Raw genomic sequence first — 27,000 nt, 5'->3', positions numbered from 1 at the left:
AACTACACAGTGATGTCGAGCGCCCGCATCCGTGTGTAGAGAGTGCTTCGGCTGATTCCGAGTTGCGCCGACGCGTGAACCTTGTTGCCGCCGCAGTCTTTCAACGCTCCGATGATCGCCTGGCGCTCGGCTTTCTCCCGCCCTGCCAACCGCGACACCTTGGTCGTGGTGCGATAGTCCTCGGGCAGATCAGCGACGTCGATGCGATTGCTCGAGCGTTCATCCGAGGCGCGATTCAACACGACGCGCAATTCGGCCAGGTTGCCCGGCCAGTTGGCCGCCGCGAGTGCTTCGGCAGCGCTGGCGGTCAATCTCAGTTCTGGTGAGATCCCCTCCAACATGACTTGTGCCAACTCGGCGATCTCAGCCTGTCGCTCGCGCAGTGGGGTGATGACAACCCGGGAGGCGCATCGTGAGAGCAGCGCGGCGATGGTCGGCGGAAGATCAACTGCCGCTCCGCTGGTCAGTACGATTTTCGGCCCCTCGGCGCTGGCGTCGATCAGGTCTGCGACCAGCGGCAACACCGAGTCAGGAAGGAGTTGTACCTGTTCGATCACGACCACGCCCGAACGCTTACGGGCTGCTCGCACGAGATCGGTGACCCACTGCTCACGGCCGTCGAACGCGATTCGCGTGGCATCGAGCCAACTCGCATCGACACTGCCGACTACGTCCGATGCTGCCGAGGTTCGGCCGGATCCCGCTTCACCCGAGATCGCCACGGCGGCAGAGGTTGCCCGCGCCCGCATCAGGTCGCGCCGCAGTCGTTCGCCCGGAGACGGTGCCCGCTCGTGCGTTCTGCGGATCGGTGCCCGTTCCCGTTGGAGTGGTTCGACCAGGAAGAGCGCACCACCGTCAGCCCCGGAAATCCGGTCGGCTTGAACTCGCGCCAGCGCGCCGGACGCCAATTCGACTGTCACCAATCGTGATTGGTCTGGATTCAGGTCGGCAATCAAGGAACGGAGCGATACATGGTCTGCGGTGTCGAGCAGATCCAAAGCGGTTCGGTTGCTCAGCAGGATGTCGTCGCCGATGGCCGCGACGGCAATGTGGCGCTGATGTGAAACTCGCTGGAATGCGTCGACCAGCCGCTGCTCCGATGCTTTCGAGCCTTCGAGCAGCCGTTTCTCGATGTCCGCTGCAGCACGCGCAAGGAAGGGCGCGAACAGTGGGTTGGCCTGCGAGACAACGCCGGTCATGTCGAGAATGCCTTCGACACGACGTGTGACGGGATGCAGGATCGGCTGTCCGTAGCAGCTCAAACCCTTGAGGCTGTCGAGGAAATGCTCGTCACCGTGGATCACCACGCTTCGTCCGACCTCGAGGGGCGTACCAAGCGCGTTGGTGCCGGCGTGCTCTTCACCGAAGCGTGAACCGTTGACGACACCCAACCGCTCGATCGTTCGCTCGACGCGACTGTCGGAGTACACCGAAGCGACCACGCGGCATTCGCGATCAGCAAGCAGCACGCAGAAACCGGTGCCCGCGATCTGTTGCGAAACTTCGTCGAGCACGGGTGCGGCGGCCCGGAGCAGACGAGACTCACCGTCCTGCTCCTCGGTGTCCACGGCGATGGCCGACGACGGGTCGAGGCCACTGAGTCGAGAACGCTTCCAGGAGAGCGCGATCTCGGGGCGTACCGGCTCACGCTCCCCTGGGTTCGCGGACATACTCTCAGGCCTGACCGATCAATTCGATCGCCTGTTCTCGCATCGCGATCTTGCGGACCTTGCCCGTGACTGTCATCGGGAACTCGTCGACGACATGGACGTACCGCGGAATCTTGTAGTGCGCGAGCTTGCCGGTGCAGAACGCGCGGACCGAATCGGCGTCGAGATCGTCTGCACCTTCGCGCATCTGGACCCACACCATCAATTCCTCGCCGTACTTTGCGTCGGGTACACCGATGACCTGCGCATCGAGAATGTCGGGGTGGGTGTAGAGAAACTCCTCGATCTCACGCGGATAGACGTTCTCGCCACCGCGGATGACCATGTCCTTGATGCGTCCCGTGATGGCGACGTATCCGGCCTCGTCCATGACTCCGATGTCTCCGGTGTGCATCCACCGGGCAGCGTCGATCGCCTCGGCGGTCTTCTCCGGGTTCTCCCAGTATCCGAGCATGACCGAGTAACCACGCGTGCACAGTTCACCCGGCTCGCCACGGGGCACCGTCAATCCGGTTGCCGGATCGACGATCTTGATCTCGAGATGCGGCCCTACCCGTCCGACCGTTTCGGTGCGCTGCTCGATCGAATCGTCCGAGCGGGTCTGCAACGACACCGGCGAGGTCTCCGTCATGCCGTAGCAGATGGACACCTCCGACATGCCCATGCGATCGATGACCTGCTTCATCACCTCGACCGGGCAGGGCGAGCCCGCCATGATGCCGGTGCGAAGGGACGACAGATCGAAGCTGTCGAAGTCCGGCAACGCCAACTCCGCGATGAACATCGTCGGAACGCCGTAGAGGGACGTGCACTTTTCGGCCTGAACGGCTTCGAGCGAAGCACGCGGATCGAAAGCCGGACCCGGAATGACCATGGCAGCACCATGACTGGTGCACGCAAGGTTGCCCATCACCATGCCGAAGCAGTGGTAGAACGGCACCGGGATGCACACCCGATCGACCTCGCTGTAGTGGCACAACTCGCCGACGAAATAGCCGTTGTTGAGGATGTTGTGGTGACTGAGCGTCGCGCCCTTCGGGAAACCGGTAGTACCCGAGGTGTATTGGATGTTGATCGCGTCGTCAGCCGACAACGCGGCCTGGGCTGCGGCGAGCGGAGCCGGATCGCTTGCCTGCGCCGCCAAGCCGTCTGCAAGCACCGCGTCCCACTCGGGTGAACCGAGCAGGAGCACCGACGTCAGATCCGGGCACTGCGGCCGCACCGTCTCGATCATCGACGCGTAGTCCGAGGTCTTGAAGCTGGCCGCAGACACCAGCGTCGAGATCCCGGCCTGCTCGAGCACGTACTGCAACTCGTGCGAGCGGTACGCCGGATTGATGTTGACCAGGATCGCGCCGACCTTTGCCGTCGCGTATTGCGTGAACGTCCATTCCGGACAGTTGGGAGCCCAGATTCCTACCCGATCGCCCTTCCCCACACCACGGGAAAGTAGTCCGGCAGCGAGCCCGTTCACCTGCTCGGCGAACTCCCGGTACGTCCATCGTCGACCGCTGGCGTGGTCGATCAACGCATCGCGGTCGCCGTGTGCGGCAACCGTGCGATCGAGGTTGTCTCCGATGGTGTCGCCCAGCATCGGACCGTCCCATACTCCGGACGTATAGCTGGGCAGCGGCGTACTCATGTGTTCTGTCCTCTCCGGTTACCTGTTCAGGCACCTATGAGAGGGGCCGCCGCAGCGGACCCTCTCATCTACGAATTTACTCGATTCGGTGTGATGCACGACATACTTCCCGGTGCGGGGTGGCCGTAACTGTTCAGAGTCCGGACACCCCACCCGCCTGCTGTGCGCCTTTATTAACCGCCGGCGGTTAATAAAGGCGCACAATGGCTACAGCGCGTGGTCCTTGGTCTCGACGAGTGCCCAGGTGCAGATCAGGCTCAACACACCCAGGATCGCCAGCATGACTCCGATGGCCATACTCCCGTAGGCCGAGGCCAGCGGTGCGGCGATCAGCGGCGGCACTGCCCCACCGAGCACTCCGGCGAGGTTGTAGCCGAGGCCGGCACCGGTGTAGCGGTAGCGGGTCTGGAACATTTCCGGAAGCAGCGCACCGCAGGGGCCGTAGGCGATTCCGAAGATCATGAGCGTGCCGAACATTCCGATGATGAACGCGATCGGCGATCCCGTGTCGAGGAGCGGGAACAGCACCAGCGCCCAGACGACGGCCAGACCACACGAGATCATGATGACCTTGCGGCGCCCGATGCGGTCCGAGTACAGAGCGGAAACGACGATCGCCGCACCGAAGACAACCGCGGAAGCGATACCGACCGACAGGACGAACGGACGGGAGAAGCCGAGGGTCTTTGTTCCGTAGCTCGTCAGGAAAGCCGTGCCCATGTAGAAAAACGCGAACAGGCAAGCCAGGGCGCCTGCCGAGAGCAGGATCTCCTTGGTCTGGAACCGCCAGGCATCCAGGAACGGAAGGGTGCGCGGTGCTTCGTTCTTCTGCTCCGCGACGCGCTCTGCCTGCTCCGCCTTGAAGACGGGAGTCTCCTCGATAGCGAGTCGCATGTAGAGGCCGATGCCGACCAACACGATGGAGAACAGGAACGGGATACGCCAGCCGTAATCGAGGAAAGCCTGGTTGGTGTCGCCGAGAACTGCGCCGGTGATGAGGAAGGTACTGCTCGAGAGAACGAAGGCGATTGCAGGGCCGAGCTGCGGGAACATCGCATACAGACCACGTTTGCCCGGTGGAGCGTATTCCGCCGTGAGCAAGGTTGCGCCTGCCCACTCACCACCGACCGCGAAACCTTGGCCGAATCGCAAGAGCACCAAGATGATCGGGGCCGCGACACCGATGGTTGCAGCACCCGGCAGCAAGCCGATCAGGAGCGTCGAGATACCCATGAGCAGGAGCGTCGAGATCAGCGTCTTCTTGCGACCGATGCGATCACCGAAGTGTCCGAACAACATTGCGCCGACGGGCCGGGCGATGAATGCGACTGCGAAAGTCGCAAACGATGCGACAGTTCCCGCAGTGGCACCGAGCGCGGGGAAGAACACCGTCGGAAAGACAAGTGCCGCAGCGGTTCCGTAGATGAAGAAGTCGTAGAACTCGATAGTCGTGCCGATACAACTCGCGATTGCGACGCGCCGCACACTGGTGGTGTTCTGCGGGGGCTGCGTCGCACCTGCGGCACTCGCACCCCCGGCGCCGGCGGCACTGGTGCCGCCTGTGGGAGAGACTGTGGTCACTCGATTCCTCCGTGGTCCCGTGGTGTCGCCCTGTGGGCATCACCGTCGATAGGAGGAAAGGTAGTGATGTGGCTCACCCCCGCACTACCCCCGAAAGGGGGTACGAGTGATCTAGGTCACGACTTGTATGCAATGGTAACGAGTTTCACGACCCTCGACATGCCGCAGGCCGTCCGATTCGTTCTCACGAATCGGACGGCCCTCGAGAAACGGCGTCACGGTGCAACGCTACGGATCAAGCCTTACCGGCAGCCCCGAACAGTTCCTGACGGATCTCGCCCCACACCGTGGCGTAGGAGTCGATGATCGGTTCGGAAATCCACTTGAACTCCCCCGCTTGCACTTTCGCGAGAGCATCCGAGAAGAGATCCTGGTAACGAGACAACCGCGGAACGAATGCCGACAGATCGTCGAACAGGTTTGCAGCCCGGCGATCCAACTCTGCAAGGGAATCCGCATCTGCGTCGTCGATGAGCGCGGCGAACTCCTCGTCCAAGGGAAGGAACGCCTCGTACACCTCACCGATGGAGTCCTCGTCGATCGAGACGCGCTCGGCGTCCAACTGATCTTCGAGTTCTGCCAAACCGTTCTCGGTCAGGCTGATGGCGTTTTCCGCTTCGACCGCTTTGCCCTGCGCGACAAGTGCGTCGTACGCAGCTTGACCGGAAGCCGAGCTGACGCCCAGGTGCTCGGCCAGGACGACCGCTCCGACCCGCTCCTTGAGACGTACTGCTTGGAGCAGTGCCAACTCGTCCACATTGCCAGCGAAGGCCATCGATTTCTCCTACTCACGTGCCGCCTCTGCGGCTCCAGCATCACAGCGGACACCCGTGGGTTTCCGCAGCCCGACAAAGGGCTCGACAGAATCAGATCACACCCCGATCGATCGTTGTGAAGTCACCGCGACAAGTCGACCGTCACGCGACGGTATCGGCCTGATCGGGGATCACGCTGCCGTCCGCACGAGTCACGGCGCCTTTCTCCCCGGCCGCGTCGGTGTAAGCATCGGTCGAGCAGCGATAGGGAGCATCCGCCTGTGCTTTCGGTTCGATGAACATGGGGTTGACCAGCCATTTCCCGTCACTGTTGTCGTAGGCATTGCACATCAGTTCGGGATTGTTGCGGTTGATCACCAGGCGCGCACCGGTCGCATCTCCGAGGAACGTCACGTCGGTGACAGAATCACCGGCAGCAAATACCTGACGTCGATCGGCGGCCAACTGCTCGAACGCCGTAGGCCCTTGAACCCCGTAGACAACCTCGTTGACCTGGCACCGCTTGCCGTCGATGTACGGAATGACCGAGTCGTCGCCGTCCGCAACGCCACCACACCCACGCAGGCGCCCGGTGAGAACCCCGCCCTCGACGATGGGCCGAACTCCCATCACATGATCGGCGTCCAATCCCAGCTGTTCCGCCCAGACTCGAACAACCGGTTCGGCCGACGCGGAAATGATCCGCACGTCGAATCCATGAGCGCCGAGGGATTTCATCAAATCTTCGATTTGCGCGTAGTACCGCACCGAGCCGTCGACTTCCGTCGTACCGACGGTCTGATCGGAACCTTCTGCAGCAGCGAGATTCTCGGCACGCGCTGCGCGGGCGTACTCGGTGATCTCGTCCTCGGTGTGCCCTGCCATCAACTGCACGGCCCACGCGTATGCGGCTTTTGTCCGGCGGTGATCGTAACCGTCGAATGCGGCCTGCCCGTCGCGAGTCTTCTCTTCGAGTACCGCAACGATCTCGTCCGCGCAGTCCGAGTCGGTGCTGGTTGCCAACGGTTGCCCCGGCGCGGTCTCGGAGCCGCACGCGGCGGAAAGTGCGGCAGCGCCGGCTGGCGTCATGAAGCGGCTGGTGGTTGCCCAGTCCACTCCGGCAGGCTGTAACACCTTGTTGTTCTTGATCATCCAGAATGCGGTGGCGCTTCCGATGTCGTTCTTGACAACTGTGTTGTCCCAGTCGAAGAGCGCCAACGGAGCTCCGTCATCGACATCACCTGCAGCTCCACACGTTCCGAACTCCGTCATCATGGCATCCAACGTCACACGGTTGTCGCCGTACCACGCAAGACTGGGATCCAACACCGCGCAGGATGAACCACTCTGCGCCACATCTTCTTTCGGGGCGCTCTCGGCCGAACTACATGCAGTTGCACTCAACAGGACACTACCTACCGCCAACGCGCACAGGGCGCGAGAATGCAGCGAACGGAACATCGATTCCCTCGTTTTCGTCGTGATTCGGGTACGACGGCATACCCGAGTGTCGATCGACCCGGGTATGCCGTGCAGTTGTCAATTAATCGAGCGTCAGCACTTCTCCCGACGCAACGGCGTCGGCGCGAGAGGTGTCCTTGAGGTCGACGCCGGAGCGGCCCAACTGGCGCGCTCCCGTCACCAATCCCAGGACGACACGAGCAGCCTGCTCGTATCCGAGTCCCTCGGGTGGGTGGACATTGGAAATGCAGTTTCGATCCGCGTCGGTACGACCGACGCGGGGAAGGTGAGTCAGATAGATCCCGACACTGTCCGCAACGGAGAGCCCTGGACGTTCGCCGATCAGGACGATCGCCGTCTGCACTCCCATCGCGGCAGCGATGTGATCACCCAGTGCCACACGGGCATTCGTGGCGATCACGGGCGGCGCGATCGAGTACCGCTCCCCCAACACCGTGACCAACGCAGACAGTAATTGCTCGCCGTGGTCCATCAGTGCTCGCGGCGAGAGTCCGTCGGCGAGGATGAACCCGATTTCCTTGTCGGAACTCGCGATCGCACCCAGGTCAGCCGGTTGGCGCCCCAGGTCGGGTCTCCGGAGATACTCACTGCGGGTGGAGACGCTGCTCGCGACCACCACCGGCGCCCCGATGCCCACCCCTTCGACCCGAATGGCAAGCGTCTCGGAGTCGAGAGGCTCGTGGACCGCGTCGCGGGCTGCGGCGTGAGCTGCCTTGAATTCGAGAACCCGCTTGGTGGGCAACGAATCTCCGGCACGCCCCAGCCCGATACGCGATTGTGTGGTCTTGCGCAGTGGACCCCAGAAATCGAGGATCGGTGCCTGATCTTCGGTCATGAGTTCACCGTCAAAGCCCGCAACGGCGACATTTCGGCATCGATCGGAAGAACCCGACCGTTTGCGTCGGTCATCCCCAAGTTGTGGAGCCAGGTCTCGAACTCCGGGGCGGGCTGCAAACCGAGAACCTTACGCACATACAGCGCGTCGTGGAACGCCAGACTTTGATAGCCGAGCATCACGTCGTCGGCGCCGGGCACCGCGATCACGAACGCCGCGCCGGCGACGCCCAGCAAGGTGAGCAGGTTGTCCATGTCGTCTTGATCGGCTTCGGCGTGGTTGGTGTAGCAAACGTCCACTCCCATCGGCAGCCCGAGGAGTTTTCCGCAGAAGTGATCCTCCAAGCCCGCGCGAATGATCTGCTTGCCGTCGTAGAGATACTCGGGACCGATGAAGCCGACCACGGTGTTGACCAGCAGCGGTTCGAGATCACGTGCCACTGCGTATGCCCTGGTCTCGAGTGTCTGCTGATCGACCGGGGCTCCGCCGGTGCCGTAGTGGGCACCTGAGCTGAGGGCGGACCCCTGCCCCGTCTCCAGGTACATGACGTTGTTGCCGACCGTTCCGCGGTTCAAGGAGCGCCCGGCCTCGTTGCCCTCACGCAGGAGCGGAATGTTCACTCCGAAACCGGAATTGGCGCCTTCGGTACCGGCAATCGATTGGAAGACAAGATCGACCGGCACCCCCGATTCGATCAGTCCGATCGTGGTGGTCACGTGCGAGAGCACGCACGACTGAGTCGGGATCTCGAATCGCTGACGGATGTCGTCGAGCAGGTGGAGCAGATCCGAGGTGGCCTGGGGTGAGTCCGTCGCGGGGTTGATACCGATGACGGCGTCGCCACATCCCATCAGGAGACCGTCCAATGTGGCCGCCGCGATGCCGCGTGGATCGTCTGTCGGGTGGTTTGGTTGGAGTCGCGTGCTCAGCCGGCCGGGCAGTCCGATGGTCGTACGGAACCCCGCGGTCACGGTGATGGCCTTCGCGACGGCGATCAGGTCCTGATTGCGCATGATCTTGCTGACCGCCGCAACCATCTCGGGGGTGAGCCCGGGACTTACGGCGGACAACCGTGCGGAAGCTTCCGGCGCCGACGCGGTCTCGAGCAACCAGTCTCGTAGTCCGCCAACAGTCAGGTGGGCCACCGGCGCAAAGGCCAGGCGATCGTGGCTGTCGATGATGAGCCTGGTTACCTCGTCGTCCTCGTACGGAACCAACAGATCTTCGAGGAACACCGTCAACGGAAGATCAGCCAGAACCCATTGAGCAGCAGCACGTTCGGCGTCGGAGCTTGCCGCGCAACCGGCTAGTTCGTCACCCGACCGCAGTGGTGTCGCTTTTGCCATCAGATCGACGAGACCGTCGAACGAGTAGTTGGTTCCGGATACCTGCTGGTGATACTTGGCCATCCCGCGACTCATCCCAATTCTTCTTCCGCCTGTGCAAGTACAGCAAACTCCTCGTCCGGCGAGTTGGCAACAAGGTGGTGACGACTGTAGAGACCGAAGTACGCCATCAGAACTCCGAAGGCAACCAACGTCAGCAATGCCGCAACGGGATCGACCAGGAAGGTGGCCACCACCGACACTGCCGCGATCACGAGCGCAAACGAGGTGGTGGCGATACCGCCGGGCGTGCGGTACGGGCGCGGCATGTTCGGCTCACGCTTACGAAGAACGATGTGACTCACCATCATCAGGACGTAGCTTACTGCCGCGCCGAACACCGCCATGTTGAGCAACATTGCACCTTCACCGGTGAGTGAGAGCGCGAAGCCGATGATTCCGGGTACGACGAGCGCGAGAGTGGGGGCCTTGCGCTTGTTGGTCACCGACAGGTTCTTCGGCAGATAGCCGGCGCGGGAGAGCGCAAACGTCTGGCGTGAGTAGGCGTACATGATCGAGAAGAAGCTCGCGACCAGACCGGCAAGTCCGATGTAGTTGACGGCCTTTGCCGCTCCGCTGTCCCCCAGAGCCTCGACGAGCGGATTTCCGGAGGTGGACAGGGCGTCTGCGCCGAGCGCACCGGTGGCGAGGAAGAGAACCGTTGCGCCTGTGACGATCAGGATCAACATGCTGATGATGATGCCGCGGGGGACGTTCTTCTCCGGCTCACGTGCTTCCTCGGCGGCCAGCGGTACACCTTCGACCGCAAGGAAGAACCAGATCGCGAAGGGCACGGCGGCCCAGATTCCGAGCAGACCGAATGGCAGGAACGACGACGATCCGACTGCGCTGGTGTCGACGGCGATATCGGTGAGGTTGGACGAATCGAAAAGGCCGACAGCCGAAACCGCGAACACGACCAGGCCGACGAGTGCAATGGCGGTGATGATGAACATCGCCTTGAGTGCCTCACCGGCGCCGGTGAGGTGAATGCCGATGAAGATCGCGTACACCGCGAGGTACACCCACCAGCCGTCGGTGATCCCGAACAGGTTCAGGGACTCGACGTACGCACCGATGAAGGTCGCGATCGCTGCGGGTGCTATCGAGTACTCGATGAGAATTGCTGTGCCGGTGGCAAATCCGCCCCAGGGCCCCATGGCACGTCTGGCAAACGTGTATCCACCACCAGCGGCAGGAAGTGCCGACGACATCTCGGCCATACCGAGCACCATCGCCAGGTACATACCCGCGATGACGACGGCCGCGATGAGAAGGCCACCGAAACCACCTTCGGCCAGACCGTTGTTCCAACCGGCGTAGTCACCGGAAATCACATAGCTGACACCCAACCCCGCAAGCAGCACCCACCCTGCTGTTCCCTTTCGGAGTGTTCGTTTCTCCAGATACGAATTGTCTTCCGCATGGAAGTCTGCGCCGTCGTGGTGTGCACCCGCGGCACCGGCGTTTTTGCCGGTTGCGTGGTCGGAAAGAGACATGTCCATCCTCTGAATCGGTCAAGAATGAGACGACGCACGGTGGATGCGTCGCGTGAAATGAACGGTATGTGGGCGATGTACGGAGAAGGTCGCCTGGAGATGACCGTGCTGTTAACTGGCTGTCATGTGAGCGGCCCCGAGTCTGTTCAGATCTTCTTCAGGCTGCCGTTCTCAGGATCGGGCGGCCGCGCCCGGCACCGGGCAGGCGTCGACGGCCTCGGCGACCACCTGGGGAACCGTCGGGGGCAAAGGACGCACGCCCGCTTCCCAATCAGCGCCCACGAGAATGCTCGACGCGCCGAGTGCTTCGTTTTCGTCCGGTGTGAATGCCCTTGCTCGACTGAGGAATCTGAATCCTTCAGGAGACTCCAGGCTGAATCCACTGCCGCGGCCGGGCACGACGTCCAGTACCAACTGGGTGTGCTTCCAGGCTTCGAACTGTGATCCGGAAATCCAGACCTGTACAGCGTCGGTTCCGGTGGGAAGGTCTTCGGGAGTCTCTCCGACAGCAAGTCGGAGATCGACGATTCCGAGTAGTACGTCACGGTCCCCGACGATGAATTCGCCTGAGGGATAACACATCGGGGCCGAGCCGTCGCAGCATCCGCCGGATTGATGCATCATCAGTTCGCCGTGAGTCCCGCTGAGGCGGCGCAGGAGGTCAGCCGCCCCAGCGGTGGTCACCAACCGGGGTGGAACGGCGCCGGTATCGGGTGTGTCCGTGGCGCTCATTCCAACCTCCGTGTGTTTGTGCAGGTTTCGCGTGTTGCAGTCTTGCTCACCGGCACCCGCAGCGAGGGGCTCACGGGTGCCGGTGGGTAGATCAGAAGAAGCCCTGAGCCTTCTGGGCGTAGCTGACCAGGAGGTTCTTGGTCTGCTGGTAGTGCGAGAGCATCATCAGGTGGTTCTCGCGGCCGATGCCGGACTGCTTGTATCCACCGAAAGCTGCGTGTGCCGGGTACTGGTGGTACGTGTTGGTCCAGACGCGACCGGCTTGGATGTCGCGGCCTGCGCGGTAAGCAACTCCGCCGTCGCGGGACCAGACACCGGCGCCCAAACCGTAGAGCGTGTCGTTGGCGATTTCGATGGCCTCGTCGTAGTCCTTGAACGAGGTGACCGAGACGACGGGTCCGAAGATCTCTTCCTGGAAGATGCGCATCTTGTTGTTGCCGGTGAACACCGTCGGCTGGACGTAGTAGCCGCCGGACAGGTCTCCGCCAAGTTCGGCTCGCTCACCACCGGTGATGACCTTGGCGCCTTCGGCCTTGCCGATCTCGATGTACGAGAGGATCTTCTCGAGCTGATCGTTGCTGGCCTGGGCACCGATCATGGTGTCGGTGTCGAGCGGATCCCCTTGGCGCACAGCCTTGGTGCGGATGGCTGCCATCGCGAGGAACTCGTCGAAGATGTCTTCCTGGATCAGCGAACGTGACGGGCAGGTGCAGACCTCGCCCTGGTTGAGGGCGAACATCGTGAAGCCCTCGAGTGCCTTGTCCTGGTAGTCGTCGTTTGAGGCGAGAACGTCGGAGAAGAAGATGTTGGGGCTCTTGCCACCGAGTTCGAGGGTGACGGGGATAAGGTTCTGCGACGCGTACTGCATGATCAGGCGACCGGTGGTGGTCTCACCGGTGAACGCGATCTTCTTGATACGCGGGCTGGACGCGAGCGGCTTTCCGGCCTCGACGCCGAAGCCGTTGACGATGTTGAGAACACCGGCAGGCAGCAGGTCACCGATGATGCCGATGAGGTGCAGGATCGAGACTGGCGTCTGCTCGGCAGGCTTGAGCACGATGGCATTGCCGGCAGCGAGGGCGGGGGCAAGCTTCCACACGGCCATGAGGATCGGGAAGTTCCACGGAATGATCTGGCCGACTACGCCGAGCGGCTCGTGGAAGTGGTACGCCACGGTGTCGGAGTTGATCTCCGAGAGCGAACCTTCCTGTGCGCGAATAGCTCCCGCGAAGTATCGGAAGTGATCGATGGCGAGCGGAATGTCGGCGTTGAGGGTCTCGCGGATCGGCTTGCCGTTGTCCCACGACTCGGCGAGTGCGATGGATTCGAGGTTCTCCTCCATACGATCAGCGATCTTGTTCAAGATGATCGCGCGCTCGGCGACCGAGGTCTTGCCCCAGGCCGGAGCTGCTGCGTGCGCTGCGTCGAGAGCGAGTTCGATGTCTTCTGCGGTGGAACGAGCCACATCACAGAAATTCTGTCCGGTCACCGGTGTCGGGTTCTCGAAGTACTGACCCTTGACCGGAGCAACCCATTCGTTGCCGATCCAGTTGTCGTATCGAGACTGGAAGGACATGATCGCGTCGGCGGTACCTGGGCGGGCGTACACGGTCATTGCAAGCTCCTATGTAAACGTGATCTTCCTGGGCGCACCCACCAAATCGGTGACTGCAATCCCACCCCCCGGTGGGGTGTGATTCACAACACTAGGAGTTGCAACGTTGCAAGTACGTTGCGTGCGAGAAACGCAGATGATTCTCAGATGCCCAATTGGCGGTCGAGGAGATCAATTCTAGCCTGGACCTGCGAATACAGCGGAGATTGAGGATCCAACGTGGACAGGTAGGCCTCCCACACGACTGAGTCTTCGCGGCCGTGTACCGACGTGGTCCACCGGGCCAGAAGGTTGGCGTCACCTCCACGCAGCAGAGCTGCCTGGACCCTGGTGCGTAGTTCTTCCCGCACCTCTTCGATGCCGGGAGACGCCGAGCCCGCCAGCACCGGGCCCGAATACAGTTTCATCGCCGTCGCTGCGTCGCCTCGATCCAACGCTGCCCGCACCTCGCCGACATCTGTCGTGAACTCCGTGATGATCCGATAGGGGCGCGAAGCCAGCCGGTCGGCACCGAAAACCTTACGAAGCCGCGACATTTCCGCGCGAATGGTCACTGCGTCGAGTTCGCCCTCGTCGAGCAGGACCGCAAGGTGGTCGGAGCTGAGACCCTCCGGGTGTTCGGAAAGCAGAAGGAGAATCTCGGCGTGACGCTGCGAAATCGGGATGCGGTCACCGCCGCGAACCAGCGTCGGCCGGCCGGCACCGAATGTTTCGAGGCGCGGAGCCGTGGCACTGAGTGGGATGGGCGAGTTCAAGAGATGGAATCGCAATTCCGATTCGGCGGCCGCGACAGTTGCACGGATCAGTGACAGCACTTCGGGAACCGCAACCCTGGGACCACCGGTGATGTCGATGGCACCAAGGATTTGCCCAGTGGTGGGATCGTGGACGGGTGCGGCCGAACAACTCCAGTCGTGCACGGTTCGGTTGAAATGCTCGGATCCGAAAATCTGTACGGAGTGATCGAGAGCAAGCGCCGTTCCCGGCGCATTGGTGCCGACACGATCTTCGCTCCAATCGGCGCCTTCGACGAAGTTCATGGACAACGCCTTGTCCTTGGCCGAGTTGTCACCCTCCACCCAGAGCAATCGACCGTGTGCGTCACTGATCGCGATCAGTAGTCCGGTCTCGGCAGCATCTTCCACCAGGAGTTTCCGAATCACCGGACGGATCAGTGACATGGGATGCGCGGAGCGATATTTTTCGAGCTCCAACCCTTCGAGCATCTCAGGGTTGCCGACCACATCGGGATTTACCCCCTTGTTGCGGCTACGCATCCAGGACTCGAGTACGACCGAGCGGACATGGGAGTCGTCGGTCAGCCCCTGGCCGGGCACGCCGCGGGCATCGATGAACGACTGATGGGCAGACGAAAGTCGCCGCGCGAGTAACGCGACGTCATCGCCTGGCCTGACCGCCACCCACGGGTTGCCGGGCACAGCCTGTTCACGTGCCATATTTTGCGTTCCTCCGCTCCGTGGACCACTGTAACGCCGATCACAGCCCATAGGCGAGAACGACCATTCGGTATGACTGCCGACCCAGCCTGCTGCCCCTCGCGGTCACTCGTCGCCGAGCAGAATGGCGCTTGCTCGTTCCGCGACCATCACCGCGGTCGCATGCGGGCCGCGGGTCGGGATCGTCGGCAGGATTGACGTGTCAACAATACTGAGTCCTTGCGCGCCGATCACACGGCACCGACCGTCGACGACTGCGAACGGGTCCGCCTCGGCACCCATCACGCAACTACCGGACATATGCAGCGACGTTCCCAGGCGGGATTCGACCCACTCATCGGTGTACTCCATGACGGGGCGATCGATCAACCCCGTCTCGGCGATCGACTCGAGAAGATTCTCGGCGATCCGCATCCCTTCCCGAATGGCAGCTCGATCGTGCGCCGACGCGACGTAGTTGTACCGAATACGCGGCGCCCCAGCGGGATCGCCCGATGCCAGCTCGATGCTTCCCCGGCTGTGCGGCGCCATGAGGACCACTCCGACGCCGTGGTCCATGCGAGGCGCACCGGGAACCAGGTCTGTGAAAGATGCGGTGTACGGACGGATTTCGATCTCAGCGAGGTTGAGGGCTGTCTCCAGCACCGGAGTCTGCGATCGAATCGTGCGGGGCTTCGAAAAATGGTACGGCAGCAGCACTTCCGGGTGGTCGACGAAGTTCTGTCCGACGCCCGGTCGATCGAGAACGACGGAAACTCCTTGCTCTACAAGTTGTTCCGCTGGACCAACACCGGAATTGAGGAGAATGTGCGGTGTCGCCACCGCACCCGAACACACGACCACATGGTCGGCACGAATGCGTCGGACATTGCCGTCGCCGAGAACGTCGACGCCGATCGCACGGGTACCCGAGAACGCGATGCGAATGACGTTCACTCCGGATTCCACCCGCAAATTCGGCCGGTGCAACGCCGGCATCAGATACCCGATCGCCGTACTGATCCGACGATGATCCGAGACGTTCAGTGGCACTCGGCCCACCCCGAACGAGTCCGGCGCATTCTTGTCGACGTCGTCGGGAAAGCCTGCTCCGAGCGCTGCCGCATGAAACTCGCCGCTCAGTGGATGTAGTTGGTCCCACGCTCGACGCTCGACCGGGATCGGTCCGGCGGTCCCGTGGAACTCGCCCTCGAAATCACGATCCGTTTCGGACTTCTTGAAGTACGGCAAGACGTCGTCGTATCGCCATGAACTCGGCCAATTCTCGAAATCAGCACGGGTCGCGCGGGTGAAGTACGCACCGTTGACGGCTCCGGATCCACCGAGTGTCCGCCCCCGCGCAATTGTGGACGCCCGACGCGGCGTCAGTTCGACCGGATAGGTCCACGTGTATTCGCTCGCAGGTCCGACCGGCAGTCGGTACGGATCACCCAGGACGTCCGGGAGTTCGAGCGCCGATCGATATCCGCTTCCCGATTCGAGGAGCATCACCGTGGCGGATGGATCTTCACTGAGCCTGGCTGCGACCACGCAACCACACGTGCCACCACCGACAACCAGGAAATCTGCGTAGTCGGCTTCTGTCACTTGGTGATTCGAGGTTTCAGCGCCGCCCAGTCGCGGGCGTCGAATGCGCCACGCCAGAGTCCGGCTCCATACGCGATGTCGTCGGCTCGTTTGAAGAAGACGTACCGAACCGGTCCCAGCCCGCCTGGCTCACGGTGGCGATACCAGTCCACCAAACCTTCGGTGACTGCTGCAGCGACGGCCAGCCGCCGAATTCGCCTGGAGGCGATCACCGCCAGGAGCGTCACGGGCCAGTAGTGACGACACATTGCCGAGGCGAGTTGCCAGAATCCGCCGACAACTCCCTGCGCGGTGAGGATCGCCGCGATCCGGGTGGGTTGACTCAGGCCGGTGAACATCTTTCGCAGCCGGTAAACGGTAAACAGCAAAGCGCCGAGTGCGCCGGCAAGGCCGGAACGGGTCAGTGTTGCAGCGGCGATACACGCGAAGAGCGTCGAGAACGACATCGCCATCGGCGGAACCGAACCCTCGTGTCTTGCAGCCAACGGCGCCGCACCCGTGCCGTAGAACGCTCTCCTGGCGAACCACTTGTCGAACTGAACTCGATGATCGTGGGCGACATGCGCAACCGGTTCGTACCTCAGTCGCCAACCCGCAGCCTGCAGTCGCCAGCAGAAATCGACGTCCTCGGCTACTTCGAGACTCTCGTCGAAACCGTTGCATTCGAGTGCCACGTCGCGCCGGACGATCACGGCGGCGCTGGGGACATAGGCGACCGGACTGCCCGACTTCACCGCAGCTTCCTTGCGTCCGAGGTCGAGAGACGATCGCATGTTCTCGTACCGCGCCAGCGCCGTCCCGTACGGATCGAGGGCGACGATGCGGGGTGCAACAAGGGCAACCCCCGGATCGCTGAAGTGGCCCAACATCAACTCGAGCCAACCGGCACGCGGTATGACGTCGGAGTCCAGAAAAGCTACGAAACGTGTTTGGGCCGAACGCAATCCCGAGTTTCTCGCTGCCGAGGGTCCGCGGGCACTCTCGTGCCGGACCACTGTGATGGTGCCGGTGCCCGGGCAGGCGCGACGGGGCTCCACCGGCACTTCCGAACCGTCGTCGACAACGATGACGGTCAGATCCTTGAGGACGGGCAATAGGCGTTCGACTCCGGCCTGGTTGTCCTTGACCGGAATCACGACCGTGACATCGGCAGCGGACGGCGTCGACATCGGACGAGGATTCGCGACACCTGAATCGAGAAGGTGTCGCGCAACCGCAGCGCTCTGCTGATCGACCACCTCGAGGAAGCCGTCACCGATCATCGCCGCAGCCGTCGGCGCCAGCTTGAGCATCCGTGTCGGAGATCCGCCGATGAGTACCCGGCCACCCGAGTACGTGCGCACCTTGGGGTCCAACCGAATGCCGAAGCCGTCGGGGAGTCTTGCTGGTCGCATCAGATGATCGTAAGGGACGTAGCCCGTCGTGCTGCAACTCGTCGCAGCCTCGAAAGCCGTCGCAGGTGGACCGTCCGCCCCCACTCGGTCGTGGTCGTCACCGAAGCCTCCCATCTGGACCAGGCTCCCACCGGGCCAGTCCATCCGTCACGCGTCCTACCAACTCACCGAAGATGTATGCGCCGTCTTCGGCGGTAGCCCCGACTGGATTGCCGAGAACGCCGTTTTGCGACACAGCGACCATACCGCCCGAACGCATTCCTGGCATCAGGTCCGCGATAGGAGACAAATTTCCTGTCTCAGCAAGGCTCATGTGCACCAAATCGGGCGAAAGGTGCAGCAATAGGCTCGTTTCAGTGTGTCCGGCATGAGCGTCGGCACCCGCAACAGCGCACGGCACCCAAGCAGCATCACGCCCCTCATACCGCAGAAGTGCCACCGCTTTGGCCAATGCGGGACCATTTCCGCCGTGGCCGTTGACGAACAGCACCCGCTTCGTCCATCTGAACGCCGACCTTCCGTATTCGACGACGACGGTTTCCATAGCCTCGGCACCGATCGAAATCGTGCCGGCAAACCCTTCGTGTTCGCCGCTCGCCCCGTATTCGATGGCCGGGGCCACGACGACGTCGGGCAGAGCCTCTGCGACTGCTCTCGCGATCCGAGTGTCGGTATCGAGAGGCAGGTGCGGTCCGTGTTGTTCGAAAGAACCGACCGGGACCACGACGGTGAGCGCAGTGCCCTCGAGCGAAGGACTCGGGATGGCAGCAAGGTCACGCGGAGAACTCATCCCCCGATCGTATTGGTGCGGGCCCCTCCCACCGCAACACTGCATGCGGATACACCGGGGCATTGTTGCGCCCCGGCGTATTCGTCAGTTGTCGCGGTTCACGCCGCTGTCGGTGGGCTGTTCCCGCCGATCGGCTGCTGATACGGATCCATCGACATCGGCGGATAGAACACCGATTTACGATCCGGACCGATCTCCACCCGCCACTCCGTGTGATGCAGCGTCCGGTGATGATGACCACACAACAGAATCAGATTGTCGAGATCCGTTGGGCCACCATCGTTCCAGTGAACAATATGATGGGCATCGCACCACCCCGACGGTGTCCCGCACCCCGGAAACGCACACCCACCATCCCGAACCGCAAGAGCCCGCCGCTGCGGCACCGTCGCCGTTCTCGCTTCCTTGCCGCAGTCGAGCGGAACACCATTCTCGTCCAACAAAATCCGCGTCACGGTGCAGTCGCAGGCGAGCATCCGTGCGGTGTCGATGCTGATCGGGCCCACCCAATCCGTCCACGCGAACCCGAGTTCCTGAGTGGACGGCAGCAAGTCCTTCAAGGACTGCAGATCTGTCATGTCTTTCGCGGACGCGGTCACCGTGATGTGTGGTTTCACTCCGCCTTCGATCGGACCCAACCCCGCCCGCTCGTACCGCCGCAGTAGTTCGCAGAACCCGTCCGCCCGTCGTAATGCCGGAGTACGCGTGTCCTTGACGCCGTCCTTCTCCGGCGTCGGCGCCGACAGGCTCGACAGCAACGTGATCAGACGCGCCCCGTTCACCGCATCCAGATCACCCTTCACCGACACGCGCCCGTACAAGCCTTTCGAGGCGTAGAACTCGTTACGCTCCGAATCCTCACCAACCGGAACGCCGTCCTCACGCTTGCCGTACTGCTTCTCGATCCGCCGGATCGCCGCCCGCACCGCATCACAATCGGCAATGTTCTTCGACGCCAACCCGAGCAAGATCCCGCGGGCCTTGTCCACATCCGCCGGCGTCATGTTCTTGGGCGGATGCTGACAAAACGACGCCACCTGACGGGCTTTCAACGCATCCACGTCACCGCGATGAAATGCATCCGCGACAACAGGTTCGAGCATCAACAACCGCGCCAACCCGACCAGCAGACTGCACTCACCGATCTCCAGATTCGTCGAACCATGCAACCACTGCGCGATCGCCCGAAAACCCTTCCCGACCACAGTCTCCCGGAAAAACATCTCCACGATCAGCAACACCATCCGCGACTGCAACTCGTGCCGGACACGCACCAGATCCAGAACCTCACCCTTGAGGCCCTCACCATCCAGCTGCCACGCATCCCGACTGTCCATGCTCAAAGTTTAATCGAACATACTTTCGAGAACCAGAGACAAAACGGACGACTTATATCGCCAACGCGGCCCGATGCCCCTCGATGACGGCCGAGTGCGAACGCCTCGGAGACAAGGCGTCACCGATGCGAAATTTCTCGAAACAGCTTCCCTGCAAGGTGTTCCACAACTCGTCGACAGGTTCCTGCTGTGTCGCGAAGACCACCCAGTCGACTGCAACTTCCTCGGTCACACCCGTCGGAAGGTGAACCAAGCTCACGAGCGGCGAGGCCCCAGCGCTCACCGAAGTCACCATCAGATCTGTCCGTTGACCGATCGACTTCTCGAACGCTCGGCGGTTCCACCCCTCGAAATCCAGGGTGATGCTCAGGTCCTGCGCGACCACCATGCCGTTGGTCGCGATCGTGACGGCACAGCCTCGATCAGCGAGGAACTCCGCCACCGACGTACCTTGATGGAATCCCAGTTCGTCGTAGACGAGCACCGTTCCACTCGGCAGAATCTTGCCGTCGAGAACGTCTCGAACACCCACCACACGCTCTGATCCACCCGCCCACGCCGGTCGCACAGGCCGCGCTCCCGTTGCAATCACGACCACCTCGGGCGCGCGCTCCTCCACGATCGCGAGATCAGCTTTAGCATCCAACTCGATCGTCACACCGCTGCGGCGACACTCAGATTCGAGATTCCGGACGAGGTCGGCGAGCTCACGGCGAGCCGGTACCACCGAGGCGGTAAGAATCTGTCCCCCAAGTCTTCGTTCACGCTCGAACAGCGTCACCGCATGACCTCGCTGGGCCGCTGTAGCCGCAGCTTGCAGGCCGGCCGGGCCGCCACCGACCACCACCACCGTGCGGCCCCGTCGCCGCGGCATCGGCAGCGGTACCGATTCCCGACCGGCGCGCGGATTTTCGGTGCACCCCAACCAACGTCCCAAACCCATCCGCCCGACGCATTCCTGGTTGCAGGACAGGCAGGTTCGCACCTGTACCGATTGACCAGCACGCGCCTTGTTCACAAAATCCGGATCGGCGATCTGCCCGCGAACTACTCCCACCAGATCGCATACACCGACCTCGAGTGCGGCTTCGGCTTGCTCCGGCGTCTTGAAACGGCCGACTCCGACGACTGGAAGATCGACGACCTCCCTGATCGCAGACGGGACGAAGTTGGCGTAGCCGGTGGGTACAGCCATCGATGCTTCGACCAGATGCAGTGTTTCCGTGGCCATTCCGACGGTCGTGTTGATGTAGTCGACGTGACCGTCAGCTTCGATGAGTTGAGCGGTGGCTACTGCGTCGGACAGTTCGATGCCACCCCGCGTTCCTTCGTATCCACTCAGGCGCACACCGAGGACACGATCCGGGCCGATGGCCTCACGCAGTACCCCGAGCACTTCGAGAAGGAACCGTGCACGATGTGCCACGCCCCCGCCGTAGCGATCGGTGCGCAGGTTGGTCGAGGGGGCGAGAAACGCGCGCACTATGGACGACTGCGACGCCTGCAATTCCACCCCGTCGAAGCCACCGGCGACGCAATTGCGGGCAACAAGGGCGAACCCTGCGAGAATCTCGGCGATGTCCGCGTCGTCGACAGATTTGGGCACCTCGCGGAACAACGGATCGGCGACGGCGCTCGGCGCCAACAGCGGCGATCGCGAATAGGTTCCAGCGCCCTGGCCCCCATTGTGGTTGATCTGCGCGAGAATCGACGAACCATGTGCATGAACGGCGTCGGTGATCCGCCGGTATCCCTCGATCGCTTCGGGCCGATAGCCCGCAATCATCTTCTCGTACGGTCGATCCGAAGGATGCGTCGAGTGTTCCTCGGTGATGATCAGACCCGCACCGCCGCGGGCCCGCGCCTCGTAGTAGCTCGCGTGCTGCTCCGTCGGCAACCCGTTCTCCGCGTAGTTGGTCAGGTGTGCGGAGAACACGACCCGATTGCGGAGTGTCAGGTTGCCCAGGCGCAGTGGCGCGAAGAGGCGCGGGTACGGCGTCATCAGACCTTGGAGTTTCCTTGATCGAGCGCGATATGACTTGCCGTGACGGTGCGGGAACCGTCACCGGCGAGCCACAGGACGGTATCGGCGATCTCGTCAGGTTCGGCGAAAGCGATGTCCGAGAGGATCGGAGTGAAGTTGGGAAGGTACTGCGGAAACTTTGCAAATACCTCGAGAGCGCCCTGGTCGACCCCCATCGGCGTATTCACTCCGTAAGGATGGATCGAGTTGACCCTGATCTTGTACTCCCCCAGTTCCTTTGCTGCGGCCTGCGTCAGACCGACGAGACCGAACTTGGCGCTCGCGTAGTGCGCCTGTCCGGGCAGCGCCTTGAGTCCGGCCACCGAACTGACCACGATGATCGATCCACCGCGCCCACCCTCGATGATCGCCGGCACCGAGGCCTTGAGGGTTTTCCAGACTCCGGTCAGGTTGATGTCGATCAGAGTTTCCCACTGCTCGTCCGACATTTCCCAGAATCGATTCCAGTTGCAGACCCCGGCGTTGGCGACCACGATGTCGAGTCGTCCGAACTGTTCGACGCCGTCCTTGACCACCGCGGTGAGCGCTGCGCCGTCACGGACATCGACCTCGCGGGCGAGGATCTTCCCGCCCTCCGCTTCCACCAGACGTATCGTCTCGGCAAAGTCCTCGGAAGTTGCTGCGTCGTAGGAATTGTCCGACGCCACCGACGCGCATACGTCGACCGCGATGATCGCTGCTCCCTCGCGCGCCATCTTGACCGCGTGCGCACGTCCTTGACCGCGCGCTGCGCCGGTGATGAAAGCAACGCGACCTTCGAGCGAACGAACTGAACCCTGTGTCATGAGATAGCCCTCTCTGCAGAATTGAAACTCGTTCTAGTAGTAAACCCTGCAAAGCGGCCTTCGCGGATGGATTCGAGAACAGTTCTCGGGGCAACCGAGTCGCCCACCTGAATGTCGGCCTCTTCCTTCAGCGTTTCGTTCGGCAGACGAGGCGAGCAGTCGATCACCACTTCGCACTCGAGCTGTGACCGCTCGCCGGTATGGACGTGTTCGACGCAGACGGCCCCTCGAGCGATTTCGGTGACACGTGACGCGAGCACCCTGGTGATCCCGGCCTGCTGGATGCGCGTGTTGGCGCCGACCAGATCCCCACTCGCGCCGAGCCTCGAACCGACGATGCTGTCGGGAGTCACAATCGAGACGGAGATGCCATGGGCCGCGAGTGCTTCTGCGAGCGCCACCGCGATCGGTCCACCGAGGGGATCGATCAGCGCGACCGGACCCGGCCCCACGGTGCTCAACTTCTCGAAGGCTTCCGACGCATCCAACCACCGAACCGAATCGTCGACCGGATACGTCGGCGGCCTCGCAGCACTACCGGTGGCAACGACAACAACCTCGCCCCGGCTGCGTGCGTCACCCAGGTCTTGGGCGTCGAGCGCCGCCCCGGTCCGCATCGTCACGCCGCTACGACGGCATTCGTCCTCCAACCACTGCGCGAGGAGTGCGAACCGGCTACGGCCGTCACCTCGCGCAAAAGTTCGGATCATGCCGCCGAACTGCGATGAACTCTCGACGAGTGTGACCGAGTGCCCCGCCACCGCCGAGATCCGTGCGGCTTCCATCCCAGCGGGGCCACCCCCCACGACCAGCACGGCTCCCGGTTTCGAAATCTGCTCTCGCTCATCGGGGTCCACCGTCTCGAAACCCGCGCTCGGATTCCCGACGCACGTCACGACAGGATTGAGAGGATCACGTACGAGGCACGTCTGATTGCAGAGCACACACGGCCGGGGACGATCGCCGCGCGCGGCATTCACGACCAGGTCCGGGTCTGCGATCTGGGCCCGGGTCATCTCGACGAACTCACCTACTTCCAGCGCCGCGTGAGCGTCGGCGATGTCCACGACGCTCCCCTGCACGACAACAGGAATCGACAGAGCGGCCTTGATCTCACGGCACAGATCGAGGTTGAAGTTCGGCGGGCAGTGAAAATCGGGGCGGTACCGGTCAGACGAATAGAGTCCGCCACGAACGACGACAAGGAGATCGAGGAACGGAGACACTTCACATGCGATACCGATGGCAAGATCGGGCGTCAGGCCCGCCCATGGAGCTTCCTCGTCACAGGACAACCGCAGGGAGACAACGTGATCCGACCCGACTTCCTCGCGCACTGCCGAGATGACCTCGCGAACAAGAGCAACGCGATCGCTACCGTATCGGTCTTGCCGAGTGTTGGTCAGACCCGAAAGGAATTGTCGCAGAATGCTTCGAGGACCGGCATCGAGTTCCACTCCGTCCATTCCCGAAGCGACGGCCAGCGCCGACGCCTCACGGAAGCCGGCTATCAACTGGTCGATTTCCGCCTGCCCCATTGCCATCGGCAACTCACGCGTCGCCGGGTCGGCCACTGTTGACGGTCCCCACAGCACCGACTGGGAGTATGCGCTCGATCCCTGCATCCCGGTATGACCGAGCCCGGCCAGAACCAGCGTTCCGTACGGAGCACATGCAGCCGCGATCGACTGCCACCCCGGGCCACATTGCGACGCCAACGGTGCCCGCTCGTACGGCCAGTCGTTCTCCGATACCGAGGCCACTTCGGTGACGACGATCCCGGTTCCGCCCTCGGCGCGGCGCTGGTAGTACGCACGGTGCCGATCGGAAAGCGAGCGTCCCACAGCAAGATTGGTCTCGTGCGGACCGAAAACAACCCTGGACCGGACGAGGCGTCCGGCCAGGGTCGTGTGTTCGTCGAGTGTCAACTCACAGCTCTATCGGAGCCGTAATCTCAGCTGGCACCCAATGTGCGTGTGAACCCTTCCGGTATCACCAGGTCCGCCGGGCTCAGTTCGGTGATGGACGAGTGGCCGAGGCCCATCAGCCCCGAGTCGATGCCCATCCGCATGAGGTCGAGCACGTTCTCGACACCGGCCTGGCCGTTGGCCGAGAGGCCCCACAGGTAGGCGCGCCCGAGCATGACGGCCCTGGCTCCGAGTGCGAGCGCCTTGACGACGTCGCCGCCGCGTCGAATGCCGCCGTCGAGAACAACTTCCACCTGATCGCCCACGGCCTCGGCAATGCCCGGGAGCACACGGATCGGCGCCGGGGTGCCGTCGAGGTTGTTACCACCGTGGTTGGAGACCGAGATAGCGGAGACACCGGCGTCGACAGCTCGCTTGGCGTCGTCGATGCGCATGATGCCCTTGAGCATGAACGGTCCACCCCACTGCTCACGAAGCCAGGCGATGTCTTCCCACGTCGGAAGCGGAGTCTGCATCCACTCGCCGTATGCGCCGAAGAACGTCGGTGCAGGCTGGCCGGGAGCCGCGAGGTTGGGGGTGGTCAGGTCCGGGATCTTGCCGGTCTTGGCGAACTCGAGCAACCACTTCGGGCGCATGATTCCCTCGGGTGCGAACTGGAACATCGCCTTGAGGTCCATCTTTTCGGGGATGGACGGGCTGCCCCAGTCGCGACCGTACGAGAAGGACCAGTCGGTGGTGATGATCAGGCCCTTGGCACCGGCAGCGCGAGCGCGCTCCATACGCTGCAGGAGCACGTCGCGGCTACCGACCCAATACATCTGGAAGAAGACCTGCGGGTTGGCCGCGGCAACTTCTTCGATGGACTTGCTGGCGAAAGAACTCAGTCCGATGGCTGTTCCCCGTGCTGCAGCCGCACGGGCTACCGCTACTTCACCGTCGGGGTGCACTGCCTGCACACCGGTCGGTGAAATCATGACGGGCAACGAAATGTCCTGGCCCATAATGGTGGTGGACATCTCGCGCTTGTCCGACAGCCCGGCAGCGTGGGGAGCGAAACCCAATTCGCTGAATGCCGCGACGTTGTCGTCGACCGTCAGCCCTTTCTCGGATCCCGCCACCAACGCCGCGTACACGGACTTGGGCAACCTCTTCTTCGCACGGCGCTGTGCTTCTGCCACCGTCTCGAAGAAAGCATTCTTAGCCATTGAACTGACCTCTCTGGGGTGCAGCTTTCGCCGCACTGTCGGTATCGCGCAGTAGTTACTGCATTCCCGCAAGCGGGTTTTCGTCACAAATCTTGGCGGGCGGACGCATCATCAGTGTCAGTGGCACCGATGCGCGTGGGGTCTTACGTTGACCGGAACGGGAGTGGTCGACACTGGACTTCGGGACCTCGCCCGCCGACGCCAGTGCCATTTCACCGTTACCGATGACGCACTCGGGGTCAGGTCCGTCCATCGGCAGTCCGGTGAAGAACTTGGCCGCCATGCAGCCGCCGCGGCAGGAGTCGTAGTGGTTGCACTTGCTGCAGGCGCCACCGGTTTGGGGCGAGCGCAGCTCCTCGAACAGGTCCGAGTGCTGCCAGACTTCCTGGAATCCACCGTCTTTCACGATGTTTCCGGCGAGGAACTGCTCGTGAATCGCGAAGGGGCATGCGTACACGTCACCGACCGGGTCGATCAGGCACACGACGCGGCCCGCGCCACAGAGATTGAGACCGGGCAGTGCATCGCCGAAGGCGGAGAGGTGGAAGAACGAGTCGCCCGTCAGGACGCCTTCGCCATTGGCGACCAGCCAGTTGTAGAGCTCACGCTGCTGCTCCGGACGCGGGTGCAGGTCGTCCCACACGTCGGCGCCGCGGCCCGAAGGACGCAGTCGAGTGATGCGCAGGGTCGCGTCGTACTTGTTCGCGAGAGCCTTGAACTCGTCGAGCTGACTGACGTTGTGCCGCGTGACGACCACCGAAATCTTGGCGTCCTTGAAGCCGGCTTCCTTCAGGTTCGCGAGAGCGCGCTCGGCCATCGCGAACGAACCAGGCCCGCGCACAGCGTCATTGACCTCAGCGGTGGCACCGTCGATGGAAATCTGCACGTCGACGTAGTCACTGGCTGCGAGGCGCGCCGCGACCTTCTTGTCGATCTTCACGCCGTTGGTGGAGAACTTCACACCAACCTGGTGGTCGGTCGCGTAGTCGACGAGCTCCCAGAAGTCGGAGCGTACCGTCGGCTCGCCGCCACCGATGTTGACGTAGAAAACCTGCATACGCTGCAGCTCGTCGATGATGGACTTGCACTGTTCGGTGCTCAGCTCGTTGGGGTCACGACGACCCGACGACGAAAGGCAGTGCACGCAGGACAGGTTGCAGGCGTAGGTGAGTTCCCACGTCAGGCAGATGGGGGCGTCGAGTCCGAGTTCGAACTGATCGACGAGGCGACCCACCTTGGCGGGCGGGGAGGGCTGTTCAAGAACTGAGGTCATGGCT

Annotated in this window: 20 protein-coding genes; all 20 read right to left on the bottom strand. The window is 62.7% G+C overall.

Translation table 11 applies throughout. The features are described 5' to 3' along the window. Positions 1–2 precede the first annotated feature (2 nt). Positions 3–1,670: a sigma-54-dependent Fis family transcriptional regulator gene (locus tag RHP72_RS09260; protein WP_003942072.1), complete on the bottom strand. Its 1,668-nt coding sequence runs from the start codon at positions 1,668–1,670 to the stop codon at positions 3–5. A 4-nt stretch (positions 1,671–1,674) separates the two neighbouring features. Then, positions 1,675–3,312, bottom strand: a complete 1,638-nt coding sequence (locus tag RHP72_RS09255; protein ID WP_039973143.1) for an AMP-binding protein — start codon at positions 3,310–3,312, stop codon at positions 1,675–1,677. A gap of 207 nt (positions 3,313–3,519) precedes the next feature. Continuing rightward, entirely contained in the window at positions 3,520–4,797 is a 1,278-nt protein-coding gene (locus RHP72_RS09250; RefSeq protein WP_085998903.1) for an MFS transporter, read from the bottom strand. A gap of 331 nt (positions 4,798–5,128) precedes the next feature. Beyond that, positions 5,129–5,668 (bottom strand): hypothetical protein, encoded by a 540-nt coding sequence (locus RHP72_RS09245; protein WP_311094591.1) that lies wholly within the window; start codon positions 5,666–5,668, stop codon positions 5,129–5,131. Between the two features lie 142 nt (positions 5,669–5,810). Continuing rightward, a complete protein-coding gene (locus RHP72_RS09240) occupies positions 5,811–7,109 on the bottom strand; it encodes an HAD-IB family phosphatase (protein WP_311094590.1) in 1,299 nt (432 codons plus the stop codon). 82 nt (positions 7,110–7,191) lie between these two features. Continuing rightward, positions 7,192–7,965 carry an ethanolamine ammonia-lyase subunit EutC gene (gene eutC / locus RHP72_RS09235; protein WP_311094589.1) on the bottom strand — a complete coding sequence of 258 codons (774 nt, stop codon included), beginning with the start codon at positions 7,963–7,965 and terminating at the stop codon, positions 7,192–7,194. Then, positions 7,962–9,386 (bottom strand): ethanolamine ammonia-lyase subunit EutB, encoded by a 1,425-nt coding sequence (locus RHP72_RS09230; RefSeq protein ID WP_019744243.1) that lies wholly within the window; start codon positions 9,384–9,386, stop codon positions 7,962–7,964. Before RHP72_RS09230 ends, eutC begins: the two co-directional genes overlap by 4 nt. Then, positions 9,383–10,855: an ethanolamine permease gene (gene eat / locus RHP72_RS09225; RefSeq protein ID WP_003941913.1), complete on the bottom strand. Its 1,473-nt coding sequence runs from the start codon at positions 10,853–10,855 to the stop codon at positions 9,383–9,385. The genes RHP72_RS09230 and eat overlap by 4 nt, the downstream gene beginning before the upstream one ends. Before the next feature lie 165 nt (positions 10,856–11,020). Continuing rightward, complete coding sequence (locus RHP72_RS09220; RefSeq protein ID WP_003942021.1) at positions 11,021–11,581, bottom strand: DUF779 domain-containing protein; 561 nt, start codon at positions 11,579–11,581, stop codon at positions 11,021–11,023. Positions 11,582–11,672: 91 nt separating this feature from the next. After that, positions 11,673–13,196, bottom strand: a complete 1,524-nt coding sequence (gene adh, locus RHP72_RS09215) for an aldehyde dehydrogenase (protein WP_007730158.1) — start codon at positions 13,194–13,196, stop codon at positions 11,673–11,675. Positions 13,197–13,339: 143 nt separating this feature from the next. After that, positions 13,340–14,653 carry a helix-turn-helix domain-containing protein gene (locus RHP72_RS09210; RefSeq protein WP_047268928.1) on the bottom strand — a complete coding sequence of 438 codons (1,314 nt, stop codon included), beginning with the start codon at positions 14,651–14,653 and terminating at the stop codon, positions 13,340–13,342. 105 nt (positions 14,654–14,758) lie between these two features. After that, entirely contained in the window at positions 14,759–16,240 is a 1,482-nt protein-coding gene (mftG, locus tag RHP72_RS09205; protein WP_311094587.1) for a mycofactocin system GMC family oxidoreductase MftG, read from the bottom strand. Beyond that, positions 16,237–17,634, bottom strand: a complete 1,398-nt coding sequence (mftF, locus tag RHP72_RS09200; protein WP_007730153.1) for a mycofactocin biosynthesis glycosyltransferase MftF — start codon at positions 17,632–17,634, stop codon at positions 16,237–16,239. Before mftF ends, mftG begins: the two co-directional genes overlap by 4 nt. Positions 17,635–17,731: 97 nt before the next feature. Continuing rightward, the gene (mftE, locus tag RHP72_RS09195) at positions 17,732–18,424 is read right to left on the bottom strand and encodes a mycofactocin biosynthesis peptidyl-dipeptidase MftE (RefSeq protein WP_007730152.1); all 693 of its coding nucleotides are present in this window, start codon (positions 18,422–18,424) and stop codon (positions 17,732–17,734) included. A gap of 98 nt (positions 18,425–18,522) precedes the next feature. Continuing rightward, positions 18,523–19,761 (bottom strand): DUF222 domain-containing protein, encoded by a 1,239-nt coding sequence (locus tag RHP72_RS09190; protein ID WP_311094586.1) that lies wholly within the window; start codon positions 19,759–19,761, stop codon positions 18,523–18,525. Between the two features lie 52 nt (positions 19,762–19,813). Next, the gene (locus tag RHP72_RS09185) at positions 19,814–21,763 is read right to left on the bottom strand and encodes a mycofactocin system FadH/OYE family oxidoreductase 2 (protein ID WP_311094585.1); all 1,950 of its coding nucleotides are present in this window, start codon (positions 21,761–21,763) and stop codon (positions 19,814–19,816) included. After that, complete coding sequence (locus tag RHP72_RS09180; RefSeq protein ID WP_003941966.1) at positions 21,763–22,590, bottom strand: mycofactocin-coupled SDR family oxidoreductase; 828 nt, start codon at positions 22,588–22,590, stop codon at positions 21,763–21,765. The genes RHP72_RS09185 and RHP72_RS09180 overlap by 1 nt, the downstream gene beginning before the upstream one ends. Further along, positions 22,587–24,518 carry a mycofactocin system FadH/OYE family oxidoreductase 1 gene (locus RHP72_RS09175; RefSeq protein ID WP_311094584.1) on the bottom strand — a complete coding sequence of 644 codons (1,932 nt, stop codon included), beginning with the start codon at positions 24,516–24,518 and terminating at the stop codon, positions 22,587–22,589. The genes RHP72_RS09180 and RHP72_RS09175 overlap by 4 nt, the downstream gene beginning before the upstream one ends. A gap of 26 nt (positions 24,519–24,544) precedes the next feature. Further along, positions 24,545–25,723 (bottom strand): pre-mycofactocin synthase MftD, encoded by a 1,179-nt coding sequence (gene mftD / locus RHP72_RS09170; protein ID WP_218696043.1) that lies wholly within the window; start codon positions 25,721–25,723, stop codon positions 24,545–24,547. A gap of 55 nt (positions 25,724–25,778) precedes the next feature. Beyond that, on the bottom strand, positions 25,779–26,996 hold the full coding sequence (mftC, locus tag RHP72_RS09165) for a mycofactocin radical SAM maturase (RefSeq protein ID WP_311094583.1): 1,218 nt from the start codon (positions 26,994–26,996) through the stop codon (positions 25,779–25,781). Positions 26,997–27,000: the final 4 nt, after the last annotated feature.

Origin of the sequence: Rhodococcus sp. SG20037, from assembly GCF_031763325.1 — a bacterium.
Lineage (GTDB): Bacteria > Actinomycetota > Actinomycetes > Mycobacteriales > Mycobacteriaceae > Rhodococcus_F > Rhodococcus_F qingshengii.
This window is presented reverse-complemented; position numbering and strand designations above follow the sequence as displayed.

Bases quoted from the DNA above. Each gene is read 5' to 3' on its own strand.
- RHP72_RS09230 (WP_019744243.1), bottom strand. From the start codon at position 9,386: ATGAGTCGCGGGATGGCCAAGTATCACCAGCAGGTATCCGGAACCAAC.
- RHP72_RS09220 (WP_003942021.1), bottom strand. From the start codon at position 11,581: ATGAGCGCCACGGACACACCCGATACCGGCGCCGTTCCACCCCGGTTG.
- mftC (WP_311094583.1), bottom strand. From the start codon at position 26,996: ATGACCTCAGTTCTTGAACAGCCCTCCCCGCCCGCCAAGGTGGGTCGC.
- RHP72_RS09255 (WP_039973143.1), bottom strand. From the start codon at position 3,312: ATGAGTACGCCGCTGCCCAGCTATACGTCCGGAGTATGGGACGGTCCG.
- adh (WP_007730158.1), bottom strand. From the start codon at position 13,196: ATGACCGTGTACGCCCGCCCAGGTACCGCCGACGCGATCATGTCCTTC.
- eutC (WP_311094589.1), bottom strand. From the start codon at position 7,965: ATGACCGAAGATCAGGCACCGATCCTCGATTTCTGGGGTCCACTGCGC.
- RHP72_RS09185 (WP_311094585.1), bottom strand. From the start codon at position 21,763: ATGACGCCGTACCCGCGCCTCTTCGCGCCACTGCGCCTGGGCAACCTG.
- RHP72_RS09180 (WP_003941966.1), bottom strand. From the start codon at position 22,590: ATGACACAGGGTTCAGTTCGTTCGCTCGAAGGTCGCGTTGCTTTCATC.
- RHP72_RS09240 (WP_311094590.1), bottom strand. From the start codon at position 7,109: ATGTTCCGTTCGCTGCATTCTCGCGCCCTGTGCGCGTTGGCGGTAGGT.
- RHP72_RS09210 (WP_047268928.1), bottom strand. From the start codon at position 14,653: ATGGCACGTGAACAGGCTGTGCCCGGCAACCCGTGGGTGGCGGTCAGG.
- RHP72_RS09245 (WP_311094591.1), bottom strand. From the start codon at position 5,668: ATGGCCTTCGCTGGCAATGTGGACGAGTTGGCACTGCTCCAAGCAGTA.
- mftF (WP_007730153.1), bottom strand. From the start codon at position 17,634: ATGCGACCAGCAAGACTCCCCGACGGCTTCGGCATTCGGTTGGACCCC.
- RHP72_RS09190 (WP_311094586.1), bottom strand. From the start codon at position 19,761: ATGGACAGTCGGGATGCGTGGCAGCTGGATGGTGAGGGCCTCAAGGGT.
- mftE (WP_007730152.1), bottom strand. From the start codon at position 18,424: ATGAGTTCTCCGCGTGACCTTGCTGCCATCCCGAGTCCTTCGCTCGAG.
- eat (WP_003941913.1), bottom strand. From the start codon at position 10,855: ATGGACATGTCTCTTTCCGACCACGCAACCGGCAAAAACGCCGGTGCC.
- RHP72_RS09260 (WP_003942072.1), bottom strand. From the start codon at position 1,670: ATGTCCGCGAACCCAGGGGAGCGTGAGCCGGTACGCCCCGAGATCGCG.
- mftD (WP_218696043.1), bottom strand. From the start codon at position 25,723: ATGGCTAAGAATGCTTTCTTCGAGACGGTGGCAGAAGCACAGCGCCGT.